Below are 25,271 nucleotides of genomic sequence, written 5' to 3'. Positions count from 1 at the left end.
CGCGACCAGTCCAGCTGGTTCTTCGAGCGCAGCTTGTTCAGCAGCAGCTGGTGCAGCTGGTCCCAGACGCCGGCCTCGTTCCAGGCCGCCAGGCGCCGCCCAGGATGCCGCACAAGGCCTGCCGGTTGGGCACCCGCAGTCGTCCCCCCACCAGCTTGGGCGGTGGTTTTGGCAGCAACGGCTCGATCAGCGACCACAGTTCGTCCGACACGATCCACCGCCGCGACTGACGCTTCCCCGTGCCCCCATCAACGACCCGCCAGGCCAACAGTCACATGATCAACTCGCTTTTGTTAGAGCCAGTTACACAGGTGAGTACCCCTGTCCGTGTGACTAGGGCAACCAGGCTCGGCGGACAATCGGGTCCAGCAGGTGGAGCTGCTTTTCGTCCTGGGCGAGAACGTCGAGCATTCGCAACTTTTCCAGGGCCTGTTGCGGTGCCGGGTGGGAGTCCTGAAGGAGTTCCACCAGATCGTCCCATGGCAAGGGCTCATCGAGAGCGGACAGGTCGGTCAGGAGAGTGTGCATATCGGGGGGTGTGGTGAGCCCGAGGCCAGCGAGGAGGGAGGATCCAAGTGCTCCGGAGGTGACTTCCTGATGGATGTTCTTGCAGATCGTGAGAACGCTGCGGCCCTGACGGGCCTGCACGAGTGCTGCCTCCAGGAGGATCGGCCAGCCCCCGGTGGCATCCATGAGTCGGTTACGGGCGTCTGTCTCGGCGAAGGGCGCGAGCGCTTCGACGTCGGTGGCCCAACTGCTGATTCCTTCGAGCGTGACTCGACGCAATGGGATCAGGGCGTTGTCGGGATCGAATTCCGCAGCGAGGGCGAGATGTTCGTCCTCACAGGCGTCGGCGAGGGCGACGACGGTACGGGTGACACCTGGGGGCGGCTGGATCGTCTCTGCCTGTCGGAGGCTCGCCCTGGCCTTGTCAACATCGTTGAAACGGCTGAGCTTCACCACCACGATGCGGTGCAAGGGACCGGGCTTGCCCGTGCTGAGCAGGTCCTTGTAGTGGGATGGTGATGTGGAGGAGACGATGGGCTCCAGTTTGGAAGGGGCCCTGTTCTGCTGGTCCTCCAAGACGGCGGTAACGGTGTCCAGGCCGGTGGCCGCGCTGCCGATGATGATCCGCAGCTCGTTTCCCAGGGTGGTGAGGCGGGCGAGTTGCTGCTCGGTGAGCGGGCTGATGCGGTTGTCGGCGGTGATGGGTCGCCGCGCCTGGGCGGCGGTGAGCTTGGTCAACGGCTTCGAGGTGTCGTGGTTCTCCAGTGCCTCCTCGATAGCATGCTGGTTGCCGAGAAGTCGAAGCACATTGGAGGAGCGCAGCCTCCAGCCCTGCGGGTCGCCGGCCAGGATGCCCAAGCCCGTCATCTCTTCCAGCAAGGCGCGGAATTCGTCCGGGGCTTGGCCGGTGAACCCCTGTGGCCACCAGTCGTCGCACGCCCTGCTCAGCGCCCGGGTGGTCATCCGGCGGTCGACGCCGTTTGCGTGGGCTTCGAGGGCCACGATGAGCGCAATGAGCTTGTAGCGGGGATCCAGTTCGAGGGTCAGATTGATGGTGTTACGTGTCCGGTCGGTGAGATCCTGCGAGCCTATGACGCGTTCAAGGACGACGTTGTCGATATGCCACGGCGGTGTGCCGGGAGCGGGCGGAGTGCCGACGCGGGTGTTGAGGGACGCCTGCACGAGCGCCTGCCCCGCGAGCTGCAGCAACTTGGGATGGTAGTTGCAGTAGGCGAGGATCCGGTGGACAAGCTCGTCAGGGATTCGGATCCCCAGAGCTTCCAGGGGCTGGCGGATGAGCCGAAAGGCCGGTGCCGGTGCCAACGGCCCGATGACGACGGGCTTGCCGAAGTGGGCGTCGTAGAGGGGTTGGTTGGGCAGGCCGGAGAAGCGCTGCACCTGGTGGAGTCCAGCGAAAACGGGCTTGAACCTACGGTTGGTGGTGCTCATGAGTTCACGCAGGCGTGTCGTCTGCGGGAAGCTCTCCTGGGCTTCTGCGTCGAAGAAGATGTCGCACTCGTCGAACAGCACAAGCAGACGGCGAGTTGAGTCGTCGTCGAGCCAGGTGGTGATGGCTGCTGTGACGCGCTGTTGCGCGGTACCGCGCCGGGCCTGCCGACCTGGGACGATGTCTTTTCGATCGAGTTCACGGCCGATCATGTCCCATAGCTCGTCGGTCTTCTGGCCGAGCCCGAGGGTGGTGGGGAGCGGGATATAGAGAGCGACGTGCCCCGGCGTCGTCTCGAAGCGGCGTGCGGCGGCGCGCAGAAGTGCCGACTTGCCGAGTTGACGGCCTCCGTACAGCAACTGGGCACCTGTCATGGAGGTGATGTCGTTGAGCTCTTGCTGACGCCCGTAGAACATCTCGCTCGGGACGGACTCATTCGCGTCAGGACGATAGGGGTTGGTCGCGGCGAACGGCGCGAGAATGCGCTCCGTGGTGGTGAATCGGTTGCTGGCCTTGGATGCCAAGTAGGCCAGGGCTGCCGCGTCAAGACACAGCAAGGGCTTCATGGGCTGTTTGGCCGTCTGCAGCGCGAGCTCACGCCGGGAGGCCGCAGGCAGCGTGCCCAGGACAACGACGAGCACGGGCAGAGTGCTGGTGTCCTGGTCCGCCCACGCCGTCAGGGCCGTCACATCCGACACGTCGGGTGTTAGGAGCACGCGCAGTCGGCTGCTCGCCTCGGAACCGAAGGCCGGCAGTCGGCATCCGCCCAGCAGTTGGACGTCGGCGAGTTCGATCCACTTCCGGTTAGGGGCGTACGAGCCGGCCGGGCGCTCGCTGCCGTACTCGATGCCCGCAATACGTAGAGCGCCGCGAAGCAGGTGATTGCCGTTCTTGAGGGTGCGCCAGTTCCTGAGGAGCTGGGCCCAGGAACGCAGGGTCTCGGTGGTTGTATTGCGCTCGCGGGTGCGGAGTTGAGAGAAGTCCAGGTCGGCGTGCGTACCGCCGCTGTCGACGGCCTCGATTAGCTCCGGTGTGATGCCTTCGGGGAGGTTGTCGGGCACTGACGGAAAGAACTGTTCAAGGTCGTTCTCAGGAGCCGAGGTGGGCGGGTGTTCCCCGGCAAGCGCGGTGAGCAGGTAGTCCTCTGCCGTTGCAAGGTCTCCTGCATCGACGAGCTGCGTGATCTTCGTCATGACGTCATCGGGGACGTCGCCCGGCGCGTTGTTGATCTCGGCCTTGGCACGTTGCATGAGGTCGGCTCTGGCCAGGTCAGCCAGCTTGGGCATGAGCTCAGCGACCGCATCGAGCTGCCGGTCCACGGCACTGAAGTCGTCGCCGGCCAGGTCGGCTTCGGCGGCCTCGACCCGCGTGGTGATGTCTGAGCGACCTGGTTCGGGTAGCCGGCCTTGCCGGGTGGCAGTCGCCACTTTGCCCCGGGCCTCGTCGATCGCGGCGCGCGCCGCAGTCAGCGCATGGCCGCGGGACTGCTCGACGGCATCTCGAAGAGAGTTGTCATCCTCTTCGGACTCGCTCTCGGCTGCCTCCACCGCGACACGTGCCGCCGCGAAGTTACCCACGGTCGCCTGTTCGCGCGCTGCCTGCGCCCAGGTGCGGGTCTGGGCGCGCACGATGTCGTCCAGGGTCACCGGACGCACCGGTTCCAGCGTCCTGGTCAGCGGGAGCCCCGAGCAGCGCAGCAGGTCCGCGTTGAGCACATGGTCCGGCGCCGGTTCCGCCCCGGGCAGTGTGGCGCCATCCAGCAGCTGGATCGTGGTCCGGACACTTTCGAGGACCGTCTCGGTGATGGCGGTACTGAGGGGCTGGGAGACGGTGTCGGCGTGCGCGCGCAGCTCAGTGCACGCGCCTTCCGCCTGGGCGCGGACATCGTTCCGTAGATTGGCGAGAACGCTGTTCAGCGCGGGGCTGCGGGCCGCAGTGCGGGTGGCCAGCAGCCAGGTGCTGACAATGTCGAGTGACTCCGCCGCGTACTGAAGGATGCGGCGACGGGCGGCTCCCTGCAGTACAGCGCCTTTGCCGCGGAGCCGGTTATCGATATCCCTGAGGGCCTTGTTCAGTGCGGCGGAGGTGAGCCCACGCACGTGGGCGGCGACCTGGTCTGCGCGGTCGCGCCGGTCGCCAGCCGCCGTAGCGACCAGTGAGCCGATCAGGCCGTCGGTGTCCCACCAGGCGCGGACGATTGCCTCCGCGCGGGCGAAGTGCAGGTGCCGTGGTGTGGCGAGGTGCAGGCGGGCGTCTTCCGAGGCGCGACTGACCTCGGTGTCGGCCCCTGTCACGCTTTCGAGAACGTTGAGGCCTCCTGCTGCGGTGAGCTGGCCGCGTGCGGAGGCGGTTCCTACCGCGCGGCACAGCTGCTGAAGGTGCGCCATGCCGGAGCAGGCGTCAGCGAGAGCGTTTACCAGCTCACCGGCGTTGGGGTCGGCGGTGAGGAGTGCGGCTCGCAGGGCGGCGGCTAGCAGCAGCATGCGCTCGTCCTGACCGGTCGCGCTTGAGTGGCTGCTCTCCATGTCGATGCGCTCGCGTACGGCGCCAGCGCACGGACCTGTCTCCGAACGGACGCAGTGCGCCAGTTGAAGGGTCTCCAGCGCCTGTTGGAGGGGAGGCCGGCCGATGGCGTTTGCTGCGTGGGCCGCCAGCGCGAGTTCACCTGCGGAGATCAGTCGCGTGATAAGAGCTGTGTCGGCTGGAACAGTCACGGCTGGCGCAGGCTGCGGGACGGACGGTGGAAGTTCTTCTGCCTCTTCGCTGTGCGTCGGCTCCTGCTCCGGGGGCGCAGTGTGTCCGGCGGGCAAGGCTGGGGGAACAGCTGCGGGCTTTGGAGCGGTCGCAGGATCGGGTGGCTCGTCGGAAGACTTGCCCGTTGCAGGTTCGGGGGCGGGAGCCGCGGACGAAAGAGACACCTGAGGAGTCAGTGGGACGGCTGTCGACTCCGGCATGTCGCTCTCCAGGGCGGCGGGCGCGGTCACCTTCCCTCGCAGGATCAGCGCGGCGACGCTGGTGACGTCCTGTGGTGTGTCCTTGAGGAGGGCGAGAAGATCGTCGATGGTGGAGTCGTCGTCGCTGGTGTGGGCGTCGGCCAGCGCGACGAGCAGCCGCAGATGCTCCGTATCGGCCGCAGGGGCGTCGAGTAGACGCAGTGCCTGCTCCCGGACAGACTCCAGGGGCGTGTTGCCTGAGGGACCCTGGAGTGCGGCTACACGCAGCATCGCCGCACGATTCCGGGCCTGCTCGGAATGCTTGGCCGCGGCAGCATTTGCGGCGGCACACAATGCCCGGATATCGGCGGGGTCCGGCGGTACGGCCACTGAGGCCCGAGTGGTGAGATCTTCATGCAGGGCCAGCGCGGCTGTCCGCAGAGAAGTGAGCGTGACGATGTCGTCATGGGCGGGCGCCTGTTCCGAGGCAAGGTGTGCGGTGATGTGCTCGGCGGCGGACCGCGCTGAGACGAGCAGCGAATCCAGGTCCTCGGCCCGGCTGCTCCAATTGACGGGCTCCGGAGGCCGTCCCTTCGACGACAGTCCAGGCGTGAGCCTTGCCTCCTCGGCAGGCGGCGACACAGCCTCTACGCTGTGAGCGTTCTGGGTGGGCGGCATGAGCAGAAGCCAGGCAGTCTCCAAGGCGGAGCACGCGTCGATGGCGTTCTGCACGTCCTCCTTGGGCCACGCTGGCATGGGGAACCGTTGCAGGGCGTGGCGCAAGAGGGCGGTATGTCCGGGCGAGAAGAGGGGATCGGAAAAGGCGGCCAGCATCAGTTCTGGGCGAGACTCGGAGAACGCGGAGACAGCATCGCCAAGGTGCTGGTCGTCGCCGTGCCACTCGTGGTCGTGAATGGCGTCGGCAAGCGCTCTGAGCGTGGGCTGGGAGATCGTGCCCGCCGCGCGAAGCTGTATGTCGGCGTTGCGCTTGCGCAGTGTGGCCAGACACTGTTCGGCGGCCCGCAAACTGAGCCTGGCGGACGGCACTCGCAAGTTCTGCAGCATTGCGACGCGGACACGGTTGCGGACGCGCTGCAACAACTGGAGCAGGACCGTGGCGTCGAGTGCGGCGAGCACGTCTCCGACGGGATTGCCCAGATGCTCGATGGCCTGGCGAAGTTCTTCGGCCAGGTCGGTCGGGGGCTCGGGTAGCTGAGGTGTGTTCGATGTGTGTCGCGTCATGGTGAACCTCAAGAGCATCCGGTCAAGTCGTCGTGCCAGGCAGGGAGCTGTTCAGCGCCGCGACGGTGGCCGCGGACAAAGGTGTAGCCCTGAGGCAGGGTCGTGTCGGCTTCGGGCCCGAGCATCTCGATACGCCATCGCGCATAGGCGGCCCGGGCATGATCACTTGCTTGCTGACCCGGGGGAAGCTTACGGCGATCAGGTGGTACGTAGTGCGCTTTTACATGATTTCGCAGCACCTGCCCTTCGACTCTGTCCGGACGTTTCCGTGTTACGGGCGCTTTGTCACCGGGCCACCAGATGAACAAGTCCGGTTCGCCCGTGACACTCTCGCGTTCCAGGAGCCCTCGGGCAGCCATGTCCTCACAGGTGTGAATCACCGTCCACAGCAGCCGGGGCGACACGGGGCCGGGGCCGAACAGCGCCGCACTGAGCCGGTGCCCCTGCATCGAGCGGACGTCGAACATACCTGGTGCGCCGTGCCGACGGAGCCCGGCGACGATGAGAGAGCACAGGCTGCCGACCGCTGGGGCGTAGCCGGCGCGTGCCGTCGGCCGGGGGGCCGGGGGCTGCCGTTCCGGCTCGGGCGGTGTGAGGCCGAGGTAGCGCTGCAGTACGGCGGTGTCGCAGTCCCAGGAGAACGGACCGTTATTGCCGAAGTAGAGCGGTTCGTCCAGCAGGGTCGTGACAGCGTGCAGACGGAGGCCGCCGCGCGGCAAAGTGACGGTCAGTTTGATGCCAGGGTAGAACGACCATGGCCAGTTGACACCGGTCAACACCGTTTCCTTGAGGACTAGTTCCCCCGGAGCTTCAGGGCCATGAATGTCACTGTCGTGATGGAGTTCGAGGACAACGGGGCTGCTGGCCAAGCCTTCGCGGATAGACGCCGGCAGCGGGAGCGTGCCGTCGTCGATGTGACCCGGCAGCAGGCAGCAGGTGTAGACGGCGAGACTGTCGTCGAGGTGCTCGATGACCAGGGTGGGTTCGTCGGGTCCGGTCTCCTCCGCCAGGGGCGGAGTCTCGACGCCTTCCGGCGAGGCGAAGGACTCTCTGGCAGGCTCTTGCTGGACTGGGGCTTCGTGCGGGGACGGTGGTGTGACCGGGAGGGAACCGTTGTGTTCGCGGTGGCCGATCCCCAGCGGCGCCAACGGGTCGGCGCCGTGGGCATACCAGGGAAGCGGGAGGTGCTGGGTGCGCCAGATGCCGCCCTGCTGCCACAGGTCGTCGATACGCATGTCGACCTGCGCCGTCGGCTCGGTCGCGCGGTCGGCGATCGCGAGGTTGACGATCGATAGGGAGGCCAGCGCGTTCGGCCCCTCGGTGAGATCCAGCACTCCGGCCGCGTCACAGGCGGCGCACAGCAGAGGCCAGGTTGCGGTGTAGCGCGGCGAGCTGGTGTGAGCCCGCTGGACCCGGTGCACGACTTCGTCAATCGCGGAATCCGGCAAACGGAGAGTGTCGGTTTCGGCGATGGCGTACGGCCCCCATGTGCGCATGCTGGGCGAGCGGCGGAGCAGCTCGCCGACGGTGTCGAAGCTCGCGGCCAGAGCCTGGGCCAGCAGGTCAGTGTCGTGAGGGTCGTCCAATAGGCCAGCGAGCGGACCGGTGGCCAGCAGGGGACACGCTTCGGTGAGCAGAAACTGCTGGTAGAAGGCCGCGTCGTCGAGTAGGGGACGATCTGGCGTGGCGTACAGAGCAGTCGACGTGATGTGCCCGCGCGCGTCCAGGAGTCCAGACCGTCGCAGTCTGGCGGTCTCCTTGACTTCGACCGCGGAGGGCGGGCCGAACGAGCGGGGGTCCACGACCAAGGTCTCCTCGCGCCCCCAGAGGCCGTCCGGACGAAGGGAGGCAGTACGGTCGCCTGACCGTGCGGCAGGGATCCAGCCGTCGTCGTCACAGTCCTGGGATGTGCCGAACTTGCCCACGGCCTCCGCCCACAGCCAGCGTGTACCGCGCTCGATGCGGATGAACGCTCCGACCGGTATAGCAGCCCGGGCCGAATCCGCGGCGGGGCAGACCGCATGGAAGTGCTCGGGGTCCAGCAGCGCCGAGTGGTAGGCGCCGAGAGCGAGGTCGAAGCCAAAGTGCAGGGCGTTCCAGGCACAGGCGAGATGCAAAACTCCGCCGCGTGCGACCGTGACCTGCCTCAGATAGCGGCCTATTCGATCCGCGACCGCAGCATCCACCTGATCCGCGCCGAGCAGTAGTTCCGGCACGAACAGCGGCTCGTCGTCGAAGGGTGCCCACGCGGGTGAGTCCATCAGGGGCGGCACGCTCATGCCTCCTGCCAGGGGCGTTCGGCGTATCGTCGCAGCCGCCACAAAGCCCCGTCCTCGATGGGCAGCACATGGCCTTCTGCGTTGAGGCGCTGCAGCGCTGCGGTCACGTCGGTGGAACGGATCCCGGGATCCACGCCGCGCAAGCGGTGGTACAGCAGGCGCGGCCACAGCGGCCTGCGGACGCCGTCCCGACGGGACAGGTAGGTCTCTTCGCCGCGCAGCACCCGGCGGATCATCGCCGGTGCCAGCCCATGGTAGTTGTCCCACAGCAAGGCGTAGACCCACTGGTCGGTCGCACGTTGGTAACGCTCGCTGTCGCGGAGCACCGTCGGGCGTGGCCGCGGAGTGTTCAGGGCTTGCAGCAGCCGCGGTGTCGTCTCTGCCGACACGTCGATGGCCCAGCAGGCCGAGCAACGAGTCGCCTGGGTCGCGCACACGTGTCCGTCCTGACTGAGCCGAGTCTCGGTGAAGTAGTCGTTGAACGCAGCGGTCGCGCAGTCGGTGGCGGCGTACCAGTCGCGCAAGTCGGCCAAGTCCTGGCGGGCGCGTTCTCGGGCGGCACGCATACGGGCGTCGAAGGCGTCCGGCAAGGACGCGCCGTCGGTCACCCGCACCGCGGTCAGGGTGCGCCGATTGCCAGCCTGAGAGACATCGACCACGCCCAAGTCGTGCAGAGCGGCCAGCATGGTCCATGCGGCAGCGGGGTCATGCACTGCCGGTCCCGTGCCGCTGTCCCGAAGGAGCGCGTACACGTCGGTCACCTGATGGGTTCCTGGCCTCCGCTCGGCGAGGACGCTGATGACGGCTGCTGCCGGGCCCCATTCAAGGTCGGAGGGCAGCCTGGCGCCGGGTATTGGCGTGATCCGTACACGCTCGGGGAAGTCCCCCAAGTCTGTGAGCGTGTCCAGCGAGGCCAGAACGGCCAGCGCCCGCACCACAGAGGTGCGGTACGTGTCCCACGCCGCGGCCTGCTGTGCCTGTTGAGCGGGGAGCCGCCCCTCCTGGAGATCGGCGGCCATGCAGTCGGCTGCGATCCTCTCCGCATCAAGGATCCCCGACGCACCCGCTCTCAGTACCGCGTGGCCCAGCCGGCGCAGGACGTCGGGTGAGAGGCCCTGCGCCGCCAGCCAGGCCACGGTCCGCAGCCCCCGGCCCGTGCCCAGTGCCAAACCGGCCGACGGCGCATCGACTTCGCTCTGCGCCCGCCCTGCCTGGTCCCGGCCCGCGCGGCCGAGTTGCTGGTAGAGGGCTGACAGGTCTGTGGGCGGCGACACCACGAACACGCAGCGGATGTCCCGGCGGTTCACGCCAAGGCCGAACGCGCTCGTCGCGACGATCAGCAGCGGCGCGAATCCTTCCTCATTGCGGCCCGGAGCCTCCCGAAACTCCGCCAGCACCGCAGCCTTCTCCGCCTCCGGCAGCCGACCGTGGAAACGCCGCACGCGCTGACCGCCCTGGGCCGCGAACTCACGCAGGTGTGCGTAGAGCGCCTCGACCTCTTTCACCGTCAGGCAGTAGAAGATCGCATGGTCCTGGCAGGCCTCAGCGACCCGCTCGGCAAGCCCGGCGATTGCCTGCGGGCCGCCAGTCCGCATCGCCCGCCGGTAAAGCGCCAGCTCCGGACGGAGCGGCGACGCCTGCACCGTCACCAGAGTTCCGTCGTCCGCCGCACCGTGATCCAAACCGAACAGACCATTCCGAAGCCCGGCTCGCACCTGACGGTTCGCTGTCGCAGTCACCGCCGTCACCCGCACCCCGAACCGCTCCCTCAATTCCCCGAGCAGGACCTCCACCCGGCGGAAGCTCGGACGGAAGTCGTCACCCCACTGCACGAACGTGTGCGCCTCGTCCACCGCGACCCGTTCCAACACTCCAGTGCGCGCGGCCTCTCGCAGCAGATCTGCGAAACGGCGGTCCGCGAGGCGTTCCGGGGACACGTACACCAACTTGATGCCGTGCTGGCGGGTACCGCGGAGCTGTTCGGCGACCTCGGTCTTTCCGCCGCGGCTGTTCGACTCAGCCATGGGACCGACCAGCGCACGCACCGCTCCCCCGACCGCGGACGACAGCTCCAGCGCCTGGTCGGCCATCAAAGCCACCAACGGCGAGACCACCAGGGTCACCCCCGGGAGTACCAAAGCCGGCAACTGGAAGGTGTATGACTTCCCGAACCCCGTGGGCAGCAGTGCGAGCACGTCTCGGTTTTCGCCCACCGCACGGACCACGGCCCGCTGCTCGGGTTTCAACGCCAGCGGACCGTTCCTGAATCGCAGGTATCCAGCGACCGCCTCGCACCGCTCAACCAGCATCGCTGCAAGCATCCCGTCCGCGCGGGCCCGCGCCACCTCATGGACGCTGAGCTGCGCCTGCCGGATCCTGAGGGTGGCAGGCAGCACTGTGTGCTCCTCCAGCGCCTGTGGCGTGCACAGCTCACCGGCACGCGACGCGTCAAGACGGCCCTGCTCGGCCAGAAACCGCCAGATCGTCTCCCAGCCCTGCGCCATGGTCACGACATTCCCGCCAGCCGCCTCACCTGTGAATGGGTCGGCCATGAGCAATCCCGGATCCAGCGACTCCAGGAAGACCTGTCGGTAAGACCGGCGCAGCGCGGTCGCACCGGCGAGTTTGCGGTCGCTGATCACGACGACGCCACGGTGATCCACCGAGCGCAAAAGCCTACCCACCGCCTGGCGCAGATCTATCGCTGCCAGCGGCAGGTAGTACTCACGCGTCGCAGTCGCCTCCGGATCGGTCGCCCCATCAGCCCTCGCCCGCTCCGCGGCCGCCGCGCGCCGAGCGGCGATCACCGGGTCAGCGAAGGGAGCGAACGGCAGCTTGTTGATCCACACCAAGCTCAACCGACGCGCCGGGAAATCGACCCCCTGCCACATCCCGCGCGTGGCCACGCAGAAGCCACCCTGGTCACGGAACTCCCTCGCTGCACGCGCATTGCCCAGCAGCGGCGCCACCGCCACCGGCAATGAAGCTCCATCCACGGCGAGTTGGCCCAACAGCCGTTCCGAGACCTCCTCCGCGGCTGCCGTAGACGTCGTCAGCACCAGCGCGCCGTGCTCGAACCCCCCCTGCCGTTCACGGACCACCTCACGCGCGTAACCCGCCAGCTGGTGCGCGAGCGTACGGTAGGCGGCCTGTGGATGCTCGGCCCAGCTGGGAAAGTCCGCGAAGCACAGCAGCCGGGCCTGTCGGGAGGCGTCGAACGGACTCGGCAGCGCACACGCGTCCACCTCGTTTCCCAACCCCAGACGCTGGCGGACGAAGTCCCAGGACCCCGCGACCCGAAGCGTCGCCGACACATACAGGATTCGGCCGAAGGTGTTACGGACCCGACGCCACTGCGGATCCGCACTCAGCTCGATCGGCGCTGAAGACACAGAGAAGGGATAACGGCGTGCCGCTACCGCGGCGGTGACCTCCCCGCCCTCGCTTGCGAAAACCACCCGGTTCGCAACCGCCGCCGTAAGCCCGGGGAGAGCCTGTTGCCCAGATTCCTCCACCAGATCCTGCACGCTCTCCGGCGGCTCCTCGTCCCACTCCGAGTCCTCGCCGTCATCCGCATCCGCCTCATCCGCAGTCCTCACCGGATCCGGAGATGCCCCCAACACATCGCGGGCATCTGCCACCACCGTCGCGGCGTCCTGCGCCAGCAGCCCCACGCGTGCCAAGAGCAGCGCGGCACGTTCACGTTCCCACCACGGCGCCTGCCGCACCTCCGGCAGGCCCGTCAGCCGAGCCAGCTCCCGGCCCGCCGCCTGAGCCCAGCCACCCAGCCGCTCAAGGCGCCCCAATAGCTGTCGGGCACCAGCCACCGGGACCAGCCCTCCGTATGGGCTCGCCAACGTCGCCACCCGACGTCCCGGTTCGCCACCCACCGCGTCGAACACCCCTTGCGCCGCACGCGGCATGGCCTCGGTCTCCAGCAACCGCTGCCCCTCCCGCAACACCCTCGAAAACTCCGAGGCGTCGGTGCGCCGGAAATCCCGGACCCACCGTTCTGCGTCCGCGAACAGGTTCTCCACCGTGCGAATATCGACCTGCGCCGTCGACGCCGCAGTCACCGCTTGCTCCAGCGCGTGCGCCTCATCGGTCACCAGCAGGGTCGAACGGTCGAAGGCCTCAGCCTGCACCTGAAGCAACGCATGGTTCGCGATCACCAGTCGATGGCCCGTGACGGCCTCACCCACCGAGTCCGTCCACGGAGCGAGCGGCGAATCCGAACCACGGCGGTAGTCCTCCGCCTCCTGGCATACGCTCGCCAACCACAGGGGCAGCACCCCGCCGGACGCAGCCTGCACATACTCGACCACGAACGCCGGCAGATCCTGAACGTCCACGCTGCGCGCCAACCACACCCGCTCCCGCCCTCGCGCGGTCGCCAAACGGCGTACGAACCAGACCAGCACCTCACGAAAAACCACGTCGCCGACGAAACGAGTCCGCCGAGTCCGACCTCCGCCGGCCGCCTCGGCTGCATCCACCAGGGTGGCCACCAGGGCTCGCAACGACACTCGGTTGCGCTGGCCTTTGACCACGTCGGAGAGCGACTCCAAACCGGGCACCACCCGCGCCAGGGCCACCACATCTCCCGCCAGCTGCCCCTGCAACTGGCGGGTGAAAGTCGAAACGACCACCCGCTGGCCCGGGTCGGCCGCCAGCCAATCCAAAGCCACCGCTAGCACCGCCAGACTCTTACCCGTCCCCGTCGGTGCCTCGCACAACCCGTCCCGCCCGGCGTCGACCTGCCCGCCGAGCCACCTCGCCATCTCCTGCTGCGCCGGTCGCCACTCAACCTCCCTGCCAGCTGCGACGGCTAGCGCGAGCCGATGCGGATCCACTCGACCGTCAGAGCCCAGCAGTTGAGCCGGAAGCACGAGAGCAGCCAGACCCGGACTCTCCGCATCCAGCGAGCGGACGGGCTCGCCCCACTCACGAAGCGCCTCCGCCAGCAACTCCGCGATCCCCTCGTCGTCCACGGCCCCGCCCGGCTTCCGGCCCGTCAGCGACGACACCAGCGCCCACGCAGCGGATCCCGCGCCGACGGATGTCACCAGCTGCCACCACGGATCAGACCAGCCGATCGCCTCCAGTGCCGCGGCCCTCACCACCAGTGCGGCCACCCGGGCATCCACCAGAGCGTCATGCAGTCGCCCCGCCTGCACTGCCACTCCCGCGGATGCGGCCACGTCTCCCAGCCGATAGGAGTCCAACCAGGGCCACACCGCCTGCGCCAGATAAAGTGCGTCCATCCGTAGCACCCCATCGACAGCCGGGAGCCCTGCCCGCGAGCACTCTGCGTCGAGCCACCTGAAGTCCGCGACCGCGCCGTTGAACGCCACCAGCGCGTCTGCGTCTCCGAGCCACTCCCGGAAATCGCCCAACACATCGTCGGCGTCGCGGGCTTCTTGCTTGTACCGGGCCGAGGCCTCCGCACCGCGGATCAGCGCCTCCCAGTCCGGGTCCGGCAGCCGCAGCCAGCCCTCAAATTCCGGTGCCTCATCCACCCATCCGGCATCGGCGGACAGCCGTACTGCACAGACCTGGTAGATCCGACGCTCCCCACCTGGATGTTGGGCACTGGCACGGACCGCTGCTTCGACATCCAGTACCACCGCTCGCAACATCCCAGGCCTGCGCCGGTCCCTCTCTTCCACGTCCCCGATATCGGCCGTCGCACATGCCTCAACGACTCCGTGACGCGTCCTCACGGCTCCGAGACTCTCGGCGCTGCGGACCAGTTGGGCCAGTCGCTGGCGGCTCACCCCTGGCCAGAACTCGCGTGCAGCGCGCAACAGGGCCTCCGAGTCCATCGCACCGCGATCTCGCAGCAACTCGGCCAACTGGTCAACCAACGCATCCGACACCCAGCGTCCCCCTAGCCTTGGCTGAGAGTTAAGTCGATCACATTTGTGCCGGGTCGACCAGTGATTCGCCAGTCCTTCCCAACATGGTTGGGATGCCGCCTCCCCTCCGACAACCACATGGGGCTACCACGGAGGGAAGCCAGACCGTGTCACGCGGGACCGAGCTGCTGGCCGCCAACGTCTCCTGGCACGCCGCACGCCACTTGGCCACCCACGCCATACCCGCCGCGGGCGTCGCGGTATCCCAGGACTTCATCGGCGCCTGCTGCCGCGACCTGTGCACCACCGCCTGGGAACTGGCCCGTCGGCTGCGGGTGGACAGCGCGCTGCAGCTGACCGCGACGCTCACCGCTGTCACCCTCTCTCCCATGACGCCGCCGCCCGCCCTGGTCCCGGTCGTTACCGGTTTCGGCGGCTTCACCGACGTTCCCAACCACGCCCACCACCCACGCCGGATCCAGCCCGTCACCGTCACACTGACCCCGCTCGACGAGGCCGAAGCCCTGCACGAGACCGCACAGGAGCTGTTCACCGACGTGATGAACCAGTTCGGTCTCGACCCGCAGCTCTGACCCCCTCGACGTGCGCCCCACCCCGACGAAATGAGCAGGTCCGCCGTGTTCCAGGACACCCCCATCTACAGCTGCCTCATCGCCGAGCACGGCGACGTCCCCGCCCAGGTACGCGGTGAAGCCGACCGCATACACCGCCACCTGGCACAGACGATGCGCCTGCCAGCACCGCAAAGTGCCCCCAGCTCGGGGCTTCCTCACGCCGCACCCGAACCGGGACGTGGCAGGCCGGCCGCCGCGCCGTGACCTCGTCAGGACGACCGTCGTTGTCCTGACTGGTGCCGCCCCTTATTTGCCGCGCTGTGACGGTGCCCGGCTGAGTGCCGCGTCAGCCCACGACTGACGCGGACAGGTAGGCCCCAGACGCGCCGCGTCACTCACAGCGCCCCGCGCGTGGCCACGCCACCCAGCAGTGGAGCCACCGAGATGTCCCAGTCGATCTCGCCCGCGGCATCGGCAGCGGCCTGGACCTGGTGCAGCAGACGCTCCCACGTGCCGTCGGCCGACCACAGCCGGTGGCGTTCATAGACGGTCTTCCAGGGTCCGAAACGCTCGGGAAGATCCCGCCAGTGCACCCCGGTCCGCACCCGGTGCAGTATCCCGTCGATCATCTGCCGGTGATCCCGCCACCGGCCACAACGCCCACTGGTCACCGGCAGGAACGGCCGCAGCCGTTCCCACTCCGCATCCGTCAGTTCACCCCGCCCCATGCCCTCGTGGGGGTGACGCGCTTGGCGCGCTGGGACTGGTCGCCGCCGATCAGGTGCCGGTTGTCGATCAGCGCCTTGCAGTCGTCTTTCGATACGTCTCGTACGGCCGGCGGCAGTTCCGGCAGTAGACCTCCAGGGCGTCCACGAGAGTGCCGGCAATGGTGGTGAAGCTACCGCGGTGGTCGGCGAACTTTGCGATGCGCTTCTCGACCTTGATCTCGGCTGCCACGATCCATACGTGAGCGCAGGACTGCTCCAGTTCCTCGGCGGAGGCCGGCGGCTCGTTCTCTTCCAAGGGGGCGGAGAACAAGTTCCAGAAACGGCTCGAAGAAGAGCTGTTCCGTCTGGTCCAGTACAGAGGTCGGCACAGTCACGGTCCTCCCGGCGGCGATACATCAGATCGTGGCCGAGCGTCCATGCCTGGCCGCCTGTATGGGCGGAGTCACCGCGCCAGGCGTTACAGTCTGCTGCGATCTATCCCCCGCTCTCCTTGTGCAGGATCGCTTTCCTGCATGCCCAGGCGAGCACGCTCTGTCCGCGCATGGACAGGCCGAGTCGGTTCCAGTGGAAGATCACGTGGTAGCTGAGGACCGCCCTCAGCCCGCGGTCGAGTGTCCCGTCCTGTACGGCGCGGCCGAGGGCGTGGCCTGCGTCTCGGAAGGCGGTAGCCCATTCGGCGACGGGTTCCAGCAGTCCGCCGGGTCGCAGCAGGACGTCGCTGTCGGCGAAGAGCAGAGGCCGGATCTCCTGGGCGCGGGCGTCGAGCCGGTCTGCTGGGACGTCGCTGACGGCCGAGCGGTGCTCTTCCGTGATGACGCGATGCCAGACGTCGCCCTGCTCGTACCATTCCAGGCCGGCGGCGCGCATCATGGTCGTGCAGAGGAAGACGGACAGCTCACGCGGTCCCACGGTCAGGTCCCCGCGCTGCTTGAGTTGTGGCGCCTCTTGACTGTCCGTGACGAACAGGGCGTGCGCGGCCGTCATGCTGGCCGCGCCCCCGAACGCTGCGGTTTCAGGCTCGTAGATCCCGGGCCACCAGCGCACGAGGTGCTCGTCGGCCACAAGGCGGTGCAAGCCAAGTCGGTCCAAGCCCTCCGCGGCGCCAAGCTGGGCGCCGATCCCCGGCCGGACGCGGAGACGCAGGCGCCAGCAGGGATGCTTCCGGGTGTACCACCAACCGCCGATGAGGCCCGCGGCTTCTGCCTCCTGTAGGAGGGGCAGGACGTGCGCGGTGAAGGTCTCGTCTGCTTTCGTCCAGTCGGTGAAGTGGAGGTACACCTGCCACCAGTCGACTGTGGAGGCGCGCCGGTTCAGGGCCTCCCGGCCGCCTTGGTCGTAGACGGCCAGGGCGTCGGACAGGGTCGTCTGTTTCATCCCGTGCTGGGCCGCGACGTCGGGGATCGGCAGGCCGGTGAGGGCGGCGGCGACCGCGCGCTGGATCGTGCTCGGCTCCGTCACGGTCAGTTGATCAAGAGACATGCATCCCATCCGGTGATCGGGGCCTGCTGTGAGGCGTGGGTGGTCAGGGCGAGCGCGGTGCCGGCGTCGCCGTTGATCAGGCCGGGCCCGGCATGGCCGGGCTGGGCGTTCGCTGCGAGGGTGTCGCCGAGGCCCTTCGGGAGGGTCTGAAGGCGGGGGTCAAGAGCATCGGCGGCGGCGCGGGTGGCGGTCTGGTAGATGCCTGCCCAGCCGTGGCACAGGCCGGAGTCGGTGACGTGGGTGAGCTGTTCGGGGTCGGTCAGGGCGCAGTACAGGGCGTCCTCGTAGAACGCCTGGACGTCGGGGGCGCGTAGGGCGAGCCCGGCGAGTTGCCCGGCGCGTGCGATGCCCGTGGTGCCGTAGCACCAGCTCGGCCGGGTGGGAGCGCCGTGGTGCGGACGCCCGAGGTCGAGGTCGCGGCGCGAGATGTGCTCGGGCCACCAGGGGCCGGAGGGGCTGAGCTGGCACCAGGCGTCGAGGTGTTCGCAGATGCTCCAGATGGCTTCGCGGTGGCCGCTGACGGTGATGCCGCGGCGCATGGCCTGGGCCAGCAGGAGGAGCGGGCCGGTGATGCCGTGGGCGGCGCCGAAGTTGCCGTGTCCGCCCGGGAAGTGGGGGGATTCACCGCGGGCCGGGTCGTGGCGGACCCACCAGGCCGGCAGGCCGCGGCCGCCGGGGGCGAGGGGGCGGGTCAGGGCAACGAGGTACTTCAGGACTCGTTCCAGGGGGAGCCCTTCGGGATCGGTGCGCAGGAAGTACGCGCCGATGCCCGTGAGGCCGTAGAACAGGTCGTACTCGGCGAACGTGGGTAGGTCGCCCTTGCGGATGCGGGTGAGTGCGGCGTCCACGCGGCGGTGGGTCAGGTCGGTGATGTGCTGGTGCAGGGTCCGGCGCGCCGGTTCGTACAGGTGCTGGAAGGCCGGCGGGACGGCGGTGAGGACGAAGCCGAGGGCCGGGGCGCCGAGGAACAGCCCTGTGGTGTCGGCCGCGCTGATGTGCCCGGCCGCTGCGGCGGTGATCCATCGGTGGGCGGTCCGCCATGAGCCGCCGTAACGGCTGACCGTGTCGATGTGCAGGAGGCTGATTCCGGCGGCGCCGTCGGCGAGGGACTGCACCGCCCAAGGCTCGTCCGGAGGCGGGGGAGCAGGTTGTGCGAGGTGGGCGGTGTACTGCTCCAGGAGCGCCGCGGTGGTGACGGCCGGCGCGGTCATCGGGCTGCCATCCGGTGCTGGAGGGCCGCGGTCCGTACGAGCCGGATCGTGGTCTCCTCGGCGCGCGGGTCGACGCCCAGGGCCCGGACGTGGTGTTGGTGCAGGAGCGACCGGGCGACGTCGAGCGGATCACGCTGGCTGGCCAAGGTGTTCCGGTAGGTGTCCACGGCGGCGGCGCGGGCCCGCCATGCCTCGGTGACGGCAGTGCCGCCGGGGAGGGCCGCGAGCACGGAGGCGCCGTTCGGTGCGGCGAGTTCGAGCACCTGGCTGCGCAGGGACCGGTTCAGCCGCCCCGTGCCCTGGGGGAGGTTGCGCACCATCCACTCTTCGGCCGCCGCGGTGTCCGGCGCCAGGGGGGTGACGAGGTGCAGGGCGCTGGCCGCGGCGAGGGCCTGCGGGGCGAGGGCGTCGGTGCGCTCGGTGAGCTGGATCTGTGCGAGGGCGGCGGCGGAGTCCGCGGCGAACACCTGGTGCGCGGCGTCCATGGCGGCCTCGCCGCCGAAGCGCCCGGTCTGCGGCTGGTAGGGGGCCAGTACTAGCCCGGCCGCCAGACCGGTCCCGTGCAGGCTGTTCGCCCACCTGCGGACGTGCTGGGCGGCGGCCCCGTATGCGTCCGGCGATAGGTGCAGAGTGAGGTCGAGGTGCTGATCGGCGTCCGGGCGGGCCATCTCCCGGTGCCGGGTGAACCACCAAAGTGGCGGGGCATCGCCGAACGCGGTGAGGAGGCTGGGCAGGTGGCGGCTCAGGATCTCGTCGTACCGGCGAGGGTGTGCATGGAGCTGCGCGAGCAGAACATCACCGGCGCCCGGAAGATGCCGCCCGGGGGCCGGCGCGGTGGCGGGGCGCGGCCGGGGCACATCGGCGGTGTCCGGCTCCAAGCGGCCCAGGGAGAGCCAGATCTCGTGCGCCCGCCCGATCCAGCCGTGGGCGTCCGCGTCGGGGACCTCGCGCAGCTCCAGGCGCCGGGCGTTGTCGAGGTGGGCGCGCAGCGCCCGGAGGTGGACCGGGTGGGACAGGTCGAGGGGGAGGCGCTGGTCGTATTCGATGATGGCGACCTGCATCGGGACCCGCAGCCGGTCACGCCAGGCGGTGAAGGCGCTCTCCCACTCCTCGGTCGAGGCTCTGCGGCCGGGCAGGTCGTCGGCCATCAGCAACCATCGGGCCTGCGTGAGGATCGTGCGGCGGTAGCGCAACCGGGGGAGGAACGGGAGCCGGGAGCCGGCGCCGAAGTCGAACGGCTTGTAGGCGGCGAACCGCCCGTTGGCCACTTCGGCGAGGAACCGGGCCAGTGGCGGGGTCTGCGTCCCGCCTTCCAGAGCGTGCAGGACCCGCACGTCGATGTGCCGGCCGGTGGAGAGCTGCACGAGGTGGAAGCTGCGCGGGTCCGCGGTGACGGCGATGTCGGCGAGCGGGATCGTTGTCTCGTCCGGCTCTCTGTGTCCGGACAGTTCGATGACATGGGGCAGGAGTTGAGGTGTTCGGGTGACGTTTTCGTTGCGGCGGCGGCGCGGCGGAAAAACGAGCTGCGTGGGGAGTGCGTCCGGGGCGCCGTGGTAGGTGGCGGCAAGCGTGTCCTGTTCGTCGGGCGGCAGGGCGTGGGCGAACCGGCCGGCCATGCTGCTGCCGGGGCGTGGTGCCGCTGTGAGCAGGACGTCGAAGGTGCCGCGGGCCAGAGCCGTCGTGCTGGGTGCGTGAATCTCGAAGGCGGCTTCCAAGCGGGGCACGAACAGCCGATCGTCACTTCCGGCGGCCTGCTCCAGGGCGTCGATCGTGGCATCCGTCAGGCGCAGTTCGTTGCGGCCGTCCAGGAGGACTTGCTGAACGAGGACGAGAAGCAGCTCGTCTCTGTCGGTGAGCAGCTTCGGGGCGGTGCCGCGTTCGGAGCCAAGGTACCCGGCGGGAAGACCGAGGCCGCTGTCGGAGATCAGGTCCAGCACCGGCACCAGGGCTCCGACGCCGTAGCGGGCCCGGAAGCGACGGTGGTAGTCACGCCAGTGCTGATAGCCGTAGGGCTGCGGAGTGGTCCTGTACAGCACGGTCACGGCGGCTTGCACTTCGTTGATCACGGCTTGCGGAATCTGCACATCGCAGTCGAGAGCAGTGTCGATGAGCAGGGGGGTGGGGGTGACAGGGGCGATGGCGCGCATCACCGCGGTGACGCCGCGGACGCTGGTTTCGGAGAGCGTCGGCTGGTGGGAAGACACCTCTTCGCTGACCCTCTTCAGCGCACGGGACAAGTCCCGCACCTCCGCCACGGTGTCCGACTGATACCGCTCCAGTTCACGGCAGAGGTGCTGGAAGGCGTCCACGGTCGTCATTGGCGCCCACAGGCTGCTGATGAGGAACTGCTGCTCGATCAGACCAGCAAGGAGAGCGTCGATCTTCTCCGCGGTGGCCTGCCGGAAGCGTTCACGGAGGTGGGCGTGGAGATCGCCGTACGGGATGGGGGTGCTGGCCGCGTCCATCGCGGCGGCCACCGGCCGGGTGTTGCGGATGGATATCTCGACCGGGGCCAGGAGAAGCGCGTGGCCGTCAGCGGGAGGTCCGGGCGCCACGAGCCGGTCCCCCCGGGCATAGGCGGCGTTGTTGGCGACGAGCGGTAACCGCTTCAGCAGCTCGGGGGCGCGCTGGAGGCGTACGACTACGTCAGTGACCCACTCGGCGTCCGGTCGGACGGTAGTGCGGGGTTTGTCGCGCCATCGCACGCTCGCCCGGGGCCCGACGGTGACAAAGGCAACCCCGGCGAACAGGCCGTGTGGGGTTGGACGGTGCTGCCACCGCAGGAGGTAGGAGGCCGCGGACAGAGCGGTGCGGCGAAGGTGACGGGGTTCGGCCTGCCGTCCCTGGACGGCGGCCTCGATGGCGTCGGACAGGACGGGGCTGGCCACCTCCAGTGCGCTGCGCACTTCCTCGCGCTGCCAGATGCGGCTCAGCCAGCCCCGGGTGACGGCCATGTCGTCCAGGTTGAGTGTGCGGGGTATGTCTGCCGGCCCGGGGTGGGTCGTGGCGCGCAGCATCGCGACGCCCTGCCATTCGTAGTGGGCGACTGCTCGGGTAGCCATGGGTCCCTTCCTTGTGGCGGCGCGCGGGAGAGAGCGGATGGCTGGTGGGCCGGGCGTAGCGCTACGCCCGGCCCACCAGATGGCCTAGATCAGGCCGGGTCCTCCACGAAGGAGTTGCAGGCGGACGAGCCCGTCGCGCAGGTCGTGCCGCAGCCGTCGCCGGTGGAGCACATGAGCTTGCCGTGCGGGTGCTCGGCGATGACGACCTTCACGTCCAGGGGCGCGAAGTCGTCGTCCGGGTCCGCGGTGGTGGCGTGCGGGGCCAGGGTGGCGATGGTCATGATGGTGGTTCCCTTCCTTCCGTAACGGTGGTGCGGGACTGCCTGGCGGTCGGCGGCTATGCCGAGGGCCAGGAGAGTGAGATCCGGCTGTGCACCTTGTCGATGACCCGGTCCGCCTGGATCTGGACGTCGGGGGTGTGGGCCGGATAGACCCGGATGATCGGGCTGGGGCCGCCGCGCCGGTTGGCTTCCCAGTCGCGCAACACGTCGGCGATCTTGTCGGCGAGCTGCGCGGCGTGCGGGCCGAGGGCGTGCACGCCGTACTCGACGTGCTTGTTGTCCCCCGTGCGGCGGGTGACGAGGTAGGCGAAGGAGTCGTCCTCGACGGCCGCGAGGGCGAACCGCTTGTTCACGGGAGCGACCAGGCCCGAGTCCGAGTTCTCATCGACGGCCATCGTGCAGAAGCCCGGCAGGCTGATCGCCATCGCCATCTGGAGGGTGTCGATGAGTTCCTGGATGCCGACGGTGACCCCGGTCCACAGCTCGTGGCGCAGGAACGTGACGGCGTTGTCGAGCCGGTGCGGGTCGGCCGGCAGACCGTCATCGAACTTGAGCCCGATCTCCGGGGTGCCGTTGACGAGGAGGAGTTCTTCCCGGTGGGCGTTCGCGCCCTGCATCGGGACGAAGCCGCAGATCCGCGCCGACTCGCTCTCCAGGTAGGGGCCGTGCTCACCAGCGACCTGGATGAAGGCGACCGACCGGGTCAGGCCGCGCATCCGCAGCGGGACGACGAGCCGGCCGCCCTGCTTGAGCTGCGAAGTCCACGCCGGAGAGACGTCCCAGGCACCGGCGGTCACCATCACGACGTCGACCTCACCGAGGTCCGGGATGGGCTCGGCGGCGTCGGCCGTGACGACGCGCACCTGGTCGTAGCCGTGCTCGTTCAGGAGCCGGCGCGCGCGGTCGGTGACGAGGGGGTCGATGTCCACGGTGACGACTTCACCGTCCTCACCGACGAGTTCGGCAAGGTAGGCCGCGTTCAGGCCACCCGAGCCGATCTCCAGGACCCGCATCCCGGGCTTCACCTGGGCCTGCTCCAGCATCATGGCCTGGATCTGCGGCGCGGAGACGGAGCTGAGCTGCACACCATGCTCGTCCGTCTTGGTGATCACGGCGGCGTACGTGTCGTACGCCTTGTCCAGCGGCGTGTCGGTGGGGGTGAACTCGTGCCGGGGCACCTTGCGCATCACGGCTTCGATCTCCGGGGAGGAGATGTTGCCGTCCGCGCACAGCTCATCCACCACCTTGTTCCGAAGGCGGGTCGCCTCGTCCGGGTCGATGGTCGAATTGGTCATGAGATCCCTTCGGTAGTTCAGGGTCAGGGGGCGGTCAGTAACGTCCCGGTGGGCCCGGAGGCTATCGGCGGCTGCTGCCCGCTCTCGTCGGCTCGCCCAGCGGGAGGCATCGTGATCGCGTGCTGTGCGGTACGGAGTTGCTCAGCATGGACCTGGCTGGTGGCCCTGCGCAGGGCTTGAATGAGACGGGCGAGGTTCATTGCGCGGCCGGCTGCCGCCACCGGGGTGACGGCCGGGAGAGCAGCGCCAAGACGCCGGTCGGCTTCGCCGAGGATCGGCAGAGAGCCGCTGTGGGCACGCAGGTCGTCGGCGAGGACTCGTCCATACGCGCTGAACTGGTTAATCACGTCCAAAGCCACGCCGGTGTCCGGAAGTTCCGCTCCCGGCTTGCCCCAGCCGAGGACCGTGTCGATGAGCGCTGTGATCACGACCTTGTCCGGGACAGCGGAGCCGGAGATCACCTCAACCACGCGCCCACCTGGTCAGCGGTGAGGAGCCTGTACTGCCACGCGCGCGTGACGACGTGCGTGGGGTTCCGGGCGCCCAAGGCGGCCATGAGGGCGCGAGCGTCACGCCGGACGATTTCCACCGGCCTCTTCAACTCGGCCGCCATCTGGATACCAGACATTCCCTGCGCGATCAGTGGAACGAGATCACGCTGTTCCGCCGGCAGGTCCAGGCCGCCCGGATCACGCGGCTCGGGTTCCTCAATGGCGCGGGTGGCGTACGCGACGGCGACCGCGGCCGGCGTCTCACCCATGCCGTGCAACTTGCGCTTCGCCACCTTCAGGTAGCCGGCCGCCGTACCCTCGCGGATCACAAGCCTCTGCGCCACGTCGGCAAGCGTGCTGCCGTTGGCCAGGCCCTCCAGAATCTGCCGTTCTCGGGGCGCGAGGACGACCTTCGTGATCGTCGTGGTCATGTGTGTACTGCTCCTTGGCGGGCGGGATGAGATGAGCGCTGCCGAACGAATGCGGCGATGGCGTCGGGGCGGTAGCCGTAGAACAGGCCGCGTTCCACGTCGTCGCTGGGAGGGGGCCGGCCGCCCCACTCCACGACGTGGCTGCTGTCCCGGTAGGGGGACCAGCCCACTCGCACGTCGGGAAACCCGGGCTGGCCAGACAGGAGGTCGCGGATCGCCACGGCGATGGTGACCAGGTCGACGGGGAGGTAACCGCCGTGGCGCGGGCCTCCGACCGCGACGGCGATGAGTGGCACCCGGTACACCTGGACGGCCACGCTCTGGGTGAGCACGGTCGGGTCGGCGAGCCGGGTGCGCAAGAACTCGTAGTCCACGGCGCACTGCGGCGGCAGCAGGGTCGGCCTGAGCGGGACGGCAGTGGAGGCGGTCACGCGCTCACCGCCCGAAGCGGATGCCGCAGCGAGTCGGGCTCCTTCACGGCGCCGATCTCGACCAGCACTTCCAGCAACTCGTTCACGGTCCAGCCCATGCATCGCAGATGCGTGGTCGCCTGCCGGTAGTCGCCTGGCATCTCCTGCTCGCGTACCTGCCGGGCCCGCGCGATCAGCCTGCCGGCGCGCTGGTGCCGCTGCTCGGCCTCTCGGCTGACGGCGATGCTGACGAACTGCATCAGATAGCCCCGCAGGCGCTGCGCCAGTTCCTCGATGTCTTCCTCGGCCGGCGGCACGTCGTCCAGGGCATCCGCCACGTCGTCCAGCCAGACGTCACCGTCGTACGGGGTCCAGGCGCGGAGCTTGGCGAGGGTCTGCTCAAGAGCCTGCTGCTGTACAGGCTGTGCAGGCGCCGCGGGGTGATTCCATCCGAGCACGGCTTCGGCGCCGCGGGGGAGGGCGAGGGAGGTCACTGCGCTGCCCCCTTCGCGGGGAGCAGGCACCATACGGTGCCGTCGTTGCCGATGCCCCACGTGCCGCCGAGACCGCTGACCGTGAGGTCCACGAGCTCCAGGCCGCGGCCGTGCTCGTCGTCGTCGCCGGCCTTCGCGCGGGAGGGGACGGTGGCCACGTCGCTGCGGACGGCGAAGTACAGCAGGTCGTCTTGGATCTGCATGGTGCACGCGACCTCGCTGCCGCCGCTGTGCGTGATGGCGTTGGTGACCAGCTCGGAGACGATGAGCATCACCGGGCAGGCCATGCCAGGCAGGCGGTGGTAGGCGAGGAAGGCCCGAGCGATGCGCCGCATGGCTCCTACGCGGCGAGCGTCTTGCTCGGCCACCTTCTCCCCGGGACGGCGTCGGGTGATCTCGAAGGCGGCTTCCATCAGGCCGGCCGACGGCTCACGGCGGGCTCCTCTGGGCGGCTGAGTGGCCGTGGGCGCTAGAGCGGGAACCGAACTCTGCGCCTCGCGCTGGCGGCGAGACAGCTGTGTCGTAGTCACGCCGCCTCCACCGATGCG

Annotated in this window: 16 protein-coding genes and 2 pseudogenes; 2 read left to right on the top strand and 16 right to left on the bottom strand. The window is 68.9% G+C overall.

The features are described from left to right. The 4 genes and pseudogenes from AB0J12_RS36335 to AB0J12_RS36320 all read right to left on the bottom strand — a co-directional run. A pseudogene (locus AB0J12_RS36335) lies at window positions 1-214 on the bottom strand (IS5/IS1182 family transposase); the annotation flags it as partial. Window positions 215-333: 119 nt separating this feature from the next. Further along, the gene (locus AB0J12_RS36330) at window positions 334-6,129 is read right to left on the bottom strand and encodes a hypothetical protein (protein WP_363268979.1); all 5,796 of its coding nucleotides are present in this window, start codon (window positions 6,127-6,129) and stop codon (window positions 334-336) included. 8 nt (window positions 6,130-6,137) lie between these two features. After that, entirely contained in the window at window positions 6,138-8,408 is a 2,271-nt protein-coding gene (locus AB0J12_RS36325; protein WP_363268978.1) for a hypothetical protein, read from the bottom strand. Beyond that, window positions 8,405-13,927: a DEAD/DEAH box helicase gene (locus AB0J12_RS36320; RefSeq protein WP_363268977.1), complete on the bottom strand. Its 5,523-nt coding sequence runs from the start codon at window positions 13,925-13,927 to the stop codon at window positions 8,405-8,407. Before AB0J12_RS36320 ends, AB0J12_RS36325 begins: the two co-directional genes overlap by 4 nt. A gap of 506 nt (window positions 13,928-14,433) precedes the next feature. On the opposite strand from AB0J12_RS36320, the gene AB0J12_RS36315 reads away from it, so the two are divergent. Together AB0J12_RS36315 and AB0J12_RS36310 are read left to right on the top strand one after the other, a co-directional pair. Further along, window positions 14,434-14,859, top strand: a complete 426-nt coding sequence (locus AB0J12_RS36315; RefSeq protein WP_363268976.1) for a hypothetical protein — start codon at window positions 14,434-14,436, stop codon at window positions 14,857-14,859. A 45-nt stretch (window positions 14,860-14,904) separates the two neighbouring features. Continuing rightward, a complete protein-coding gene (locus AB0J12_RS36310) occupies window positions 14,905-15,105 on the top strand; it encodes a hypothetical protein (protein WP_363268975.1) in 201 nt (66 codons plus the stop codon). A 179-nt stretch (window positions 15,106-15,284) separates the two neighbouring features. On the opposite strand, the pseudogene AB0J12_RS36305 reads toward AB0J12_RS36310, so the two are convergent. The 12 genes and pseudogenes from AB0J12_RS36305 to AB0J12_RS36250 form a co-directional block, all read right to left on the bottom strand. Beyond that, window positions 15,285-15,569 (bottom strand): annotated as a pseudogene (locus AB0J12_RS36305) (transposase); the annotation flags it as partial. A 67-nt stretch (window positions 15,570-15,636) separates the two neighbouring features. Further along, window positions 15,637-15,864 carry a hypothetical protein gene (locus AB0J12_RS36300; protein ID WP_363268974.1) on the bottom strand — a complete coding sequence of 76 codons (228 nt, stop codon included), beginning with the start codon at window positions 15,862-15,864 and terminating at the stop codon, window positions 15,637-15,639. Between the two features lie 179 nt (window positions 15,865-16,043). Beyond that, complete coding sequence (locus tag AB0J12_RS36295; protein ID WP_363268973.1) at window positions 16,044-17,048, bottom strand: thiopeptide-type bacteriocin biosynthesis protein; 1,005 nt, start codon at window positions 17,046-17,048, stop codon at window positions 16,044-16,046. Continuing rightward, a complete protein-coding gene (locus tag AB0J12_RS36290; RefSeq protein ID WP_363268972.1) occupies window positions 17,030-18,259 on the bottom strand; it encodes a lanthionine synthetase C family protein in 1,230 nt (409 codons plus the stop codon). The genes AB0J12_RS36295 and AB0J12_RS36290 overlap by 19 nt, the downstream gene beginning before the upstream one ends. Continuing rightward, window positions 18,256-21,321, bottom strand: coding sequence for a lantibiotic dehydratase (locus AB0J12_RS36285; protein WP_363268970.1), 3,066 nt, complete (start codon window positions 21,319-21,321; stop codon window positions 18,256-18,258). Before AB0J12_RS36285 ends, AB0J12_RS36290 begins: the two co-directional genes overlap by 4 nt. An 89-nt stretch (window positions 21,322-21,410) precedes the next feature. Next, entirely contained in the window at window positions 21,411-21,602 is a 192-nt protein-coding gene (locus tag AB0J12_RS36280) for an FxLD family lanthipeptide (protein ID WP_363268969.1), read from the bottom strand. Window positions 21,603-21,658: 56 nt separating this feature from the next. Further along, window positions 21,659-22,897, bottom strand: coding sequence for a methyltransferase, FxLD system (gene fxlM / locus AB0J12_RS36275; RefSeq protein WP_363268968.1), 1,239 nt, complete (start codon window positions 22,895-22,897; stop codon window positions 21,659-21,661). Window positions 22,898-22,920: 23 nt separating this feature from the next. Beyond that, window positions 22,921-23,367 (bottom strand): hypothetical protein, encoded by a 447-nt coding sequence (locus AB0J12_RS36270; RefSeq protein ID WP_363268967.1) that lies wholly within the window; start codon window positions 23,365-23,367, stop codon window positions 22,921-22,923. Further along, window positions 23,355-23,819 carry a LuxR C-terminal-related transcriptional regulator gene (locus tag AB0J12_RS36265; protein WP_363268966.1) on the bottom strand — a complete coding sequence of 155 codons (465 nt, stop codon included), beginning with the start codon at window positions 23,817-23,819 and terminating at the stop codon, window positions 23,355-23,357. Before AB0J12_RS36265 ends, AB0J12_RS36270 begins: the two co-directional genes overlap by 13 nt. Then, on the bottom strand, window positions 23,816-24,250 hold the full coding sequence (locus AB0J12_RS36260) for a DUF6302 family protein (RefSeq protein ID WP_363268965.1): 435 nt from the start codon (window positions 24,248-24,250) through the stop codon (window positions 23,816-23,818). The genes AB0J12_RS36265 and AB0J12_RS36260 overlap by 4 nt, the downstream gene beginning before the upstream one ends. Next, window positions 24,247-24,723 (bottom strand): DUF6415 family natural product biosynthesis protein, encoded by a 477-nt coding sequence (locus AB0J12_RS36255; protein ID WP_363268963.1) that lies wholly within the window; start codon window positions 24,721-24,723, stop codon window positions 24,247-24,249. The genes AB0J12_RS36260 and AB0J12_RS36255 overlap by 4 nt, the downstream gene beginning before the upstream one ends. Beyond that, window positions 24,720-25,136 (bottom strand): ATP-binding protein, encoded by a 417-nt coding sequence (locus AB0J12_RS36250; protein WP_363268981.1) that lies wholly within the window; start codon window positions 25,134-25,136, stop codon window positions 24,720-24,722. The genes AB0J12_RS36255 and AB0J12_RS36250 overlap by 4 nt, the downstream gene beginning before the upstream one ends. Between the last annotated feature and the right edge of the window lie 135 nt (window positions 25,137-25,271).

This window comes from Streptomyces sp. NPDC049915 (assembly GCF_040656475.1).
Classification (GTDB): Bacteria; Actinomycetota; Actinomycetes; order Streptomycetales; family Streptomycetaceae; genus Streptomyces.
This window is presented reverse-complemented; position numbering and strand designations above follow the sequence as displayed.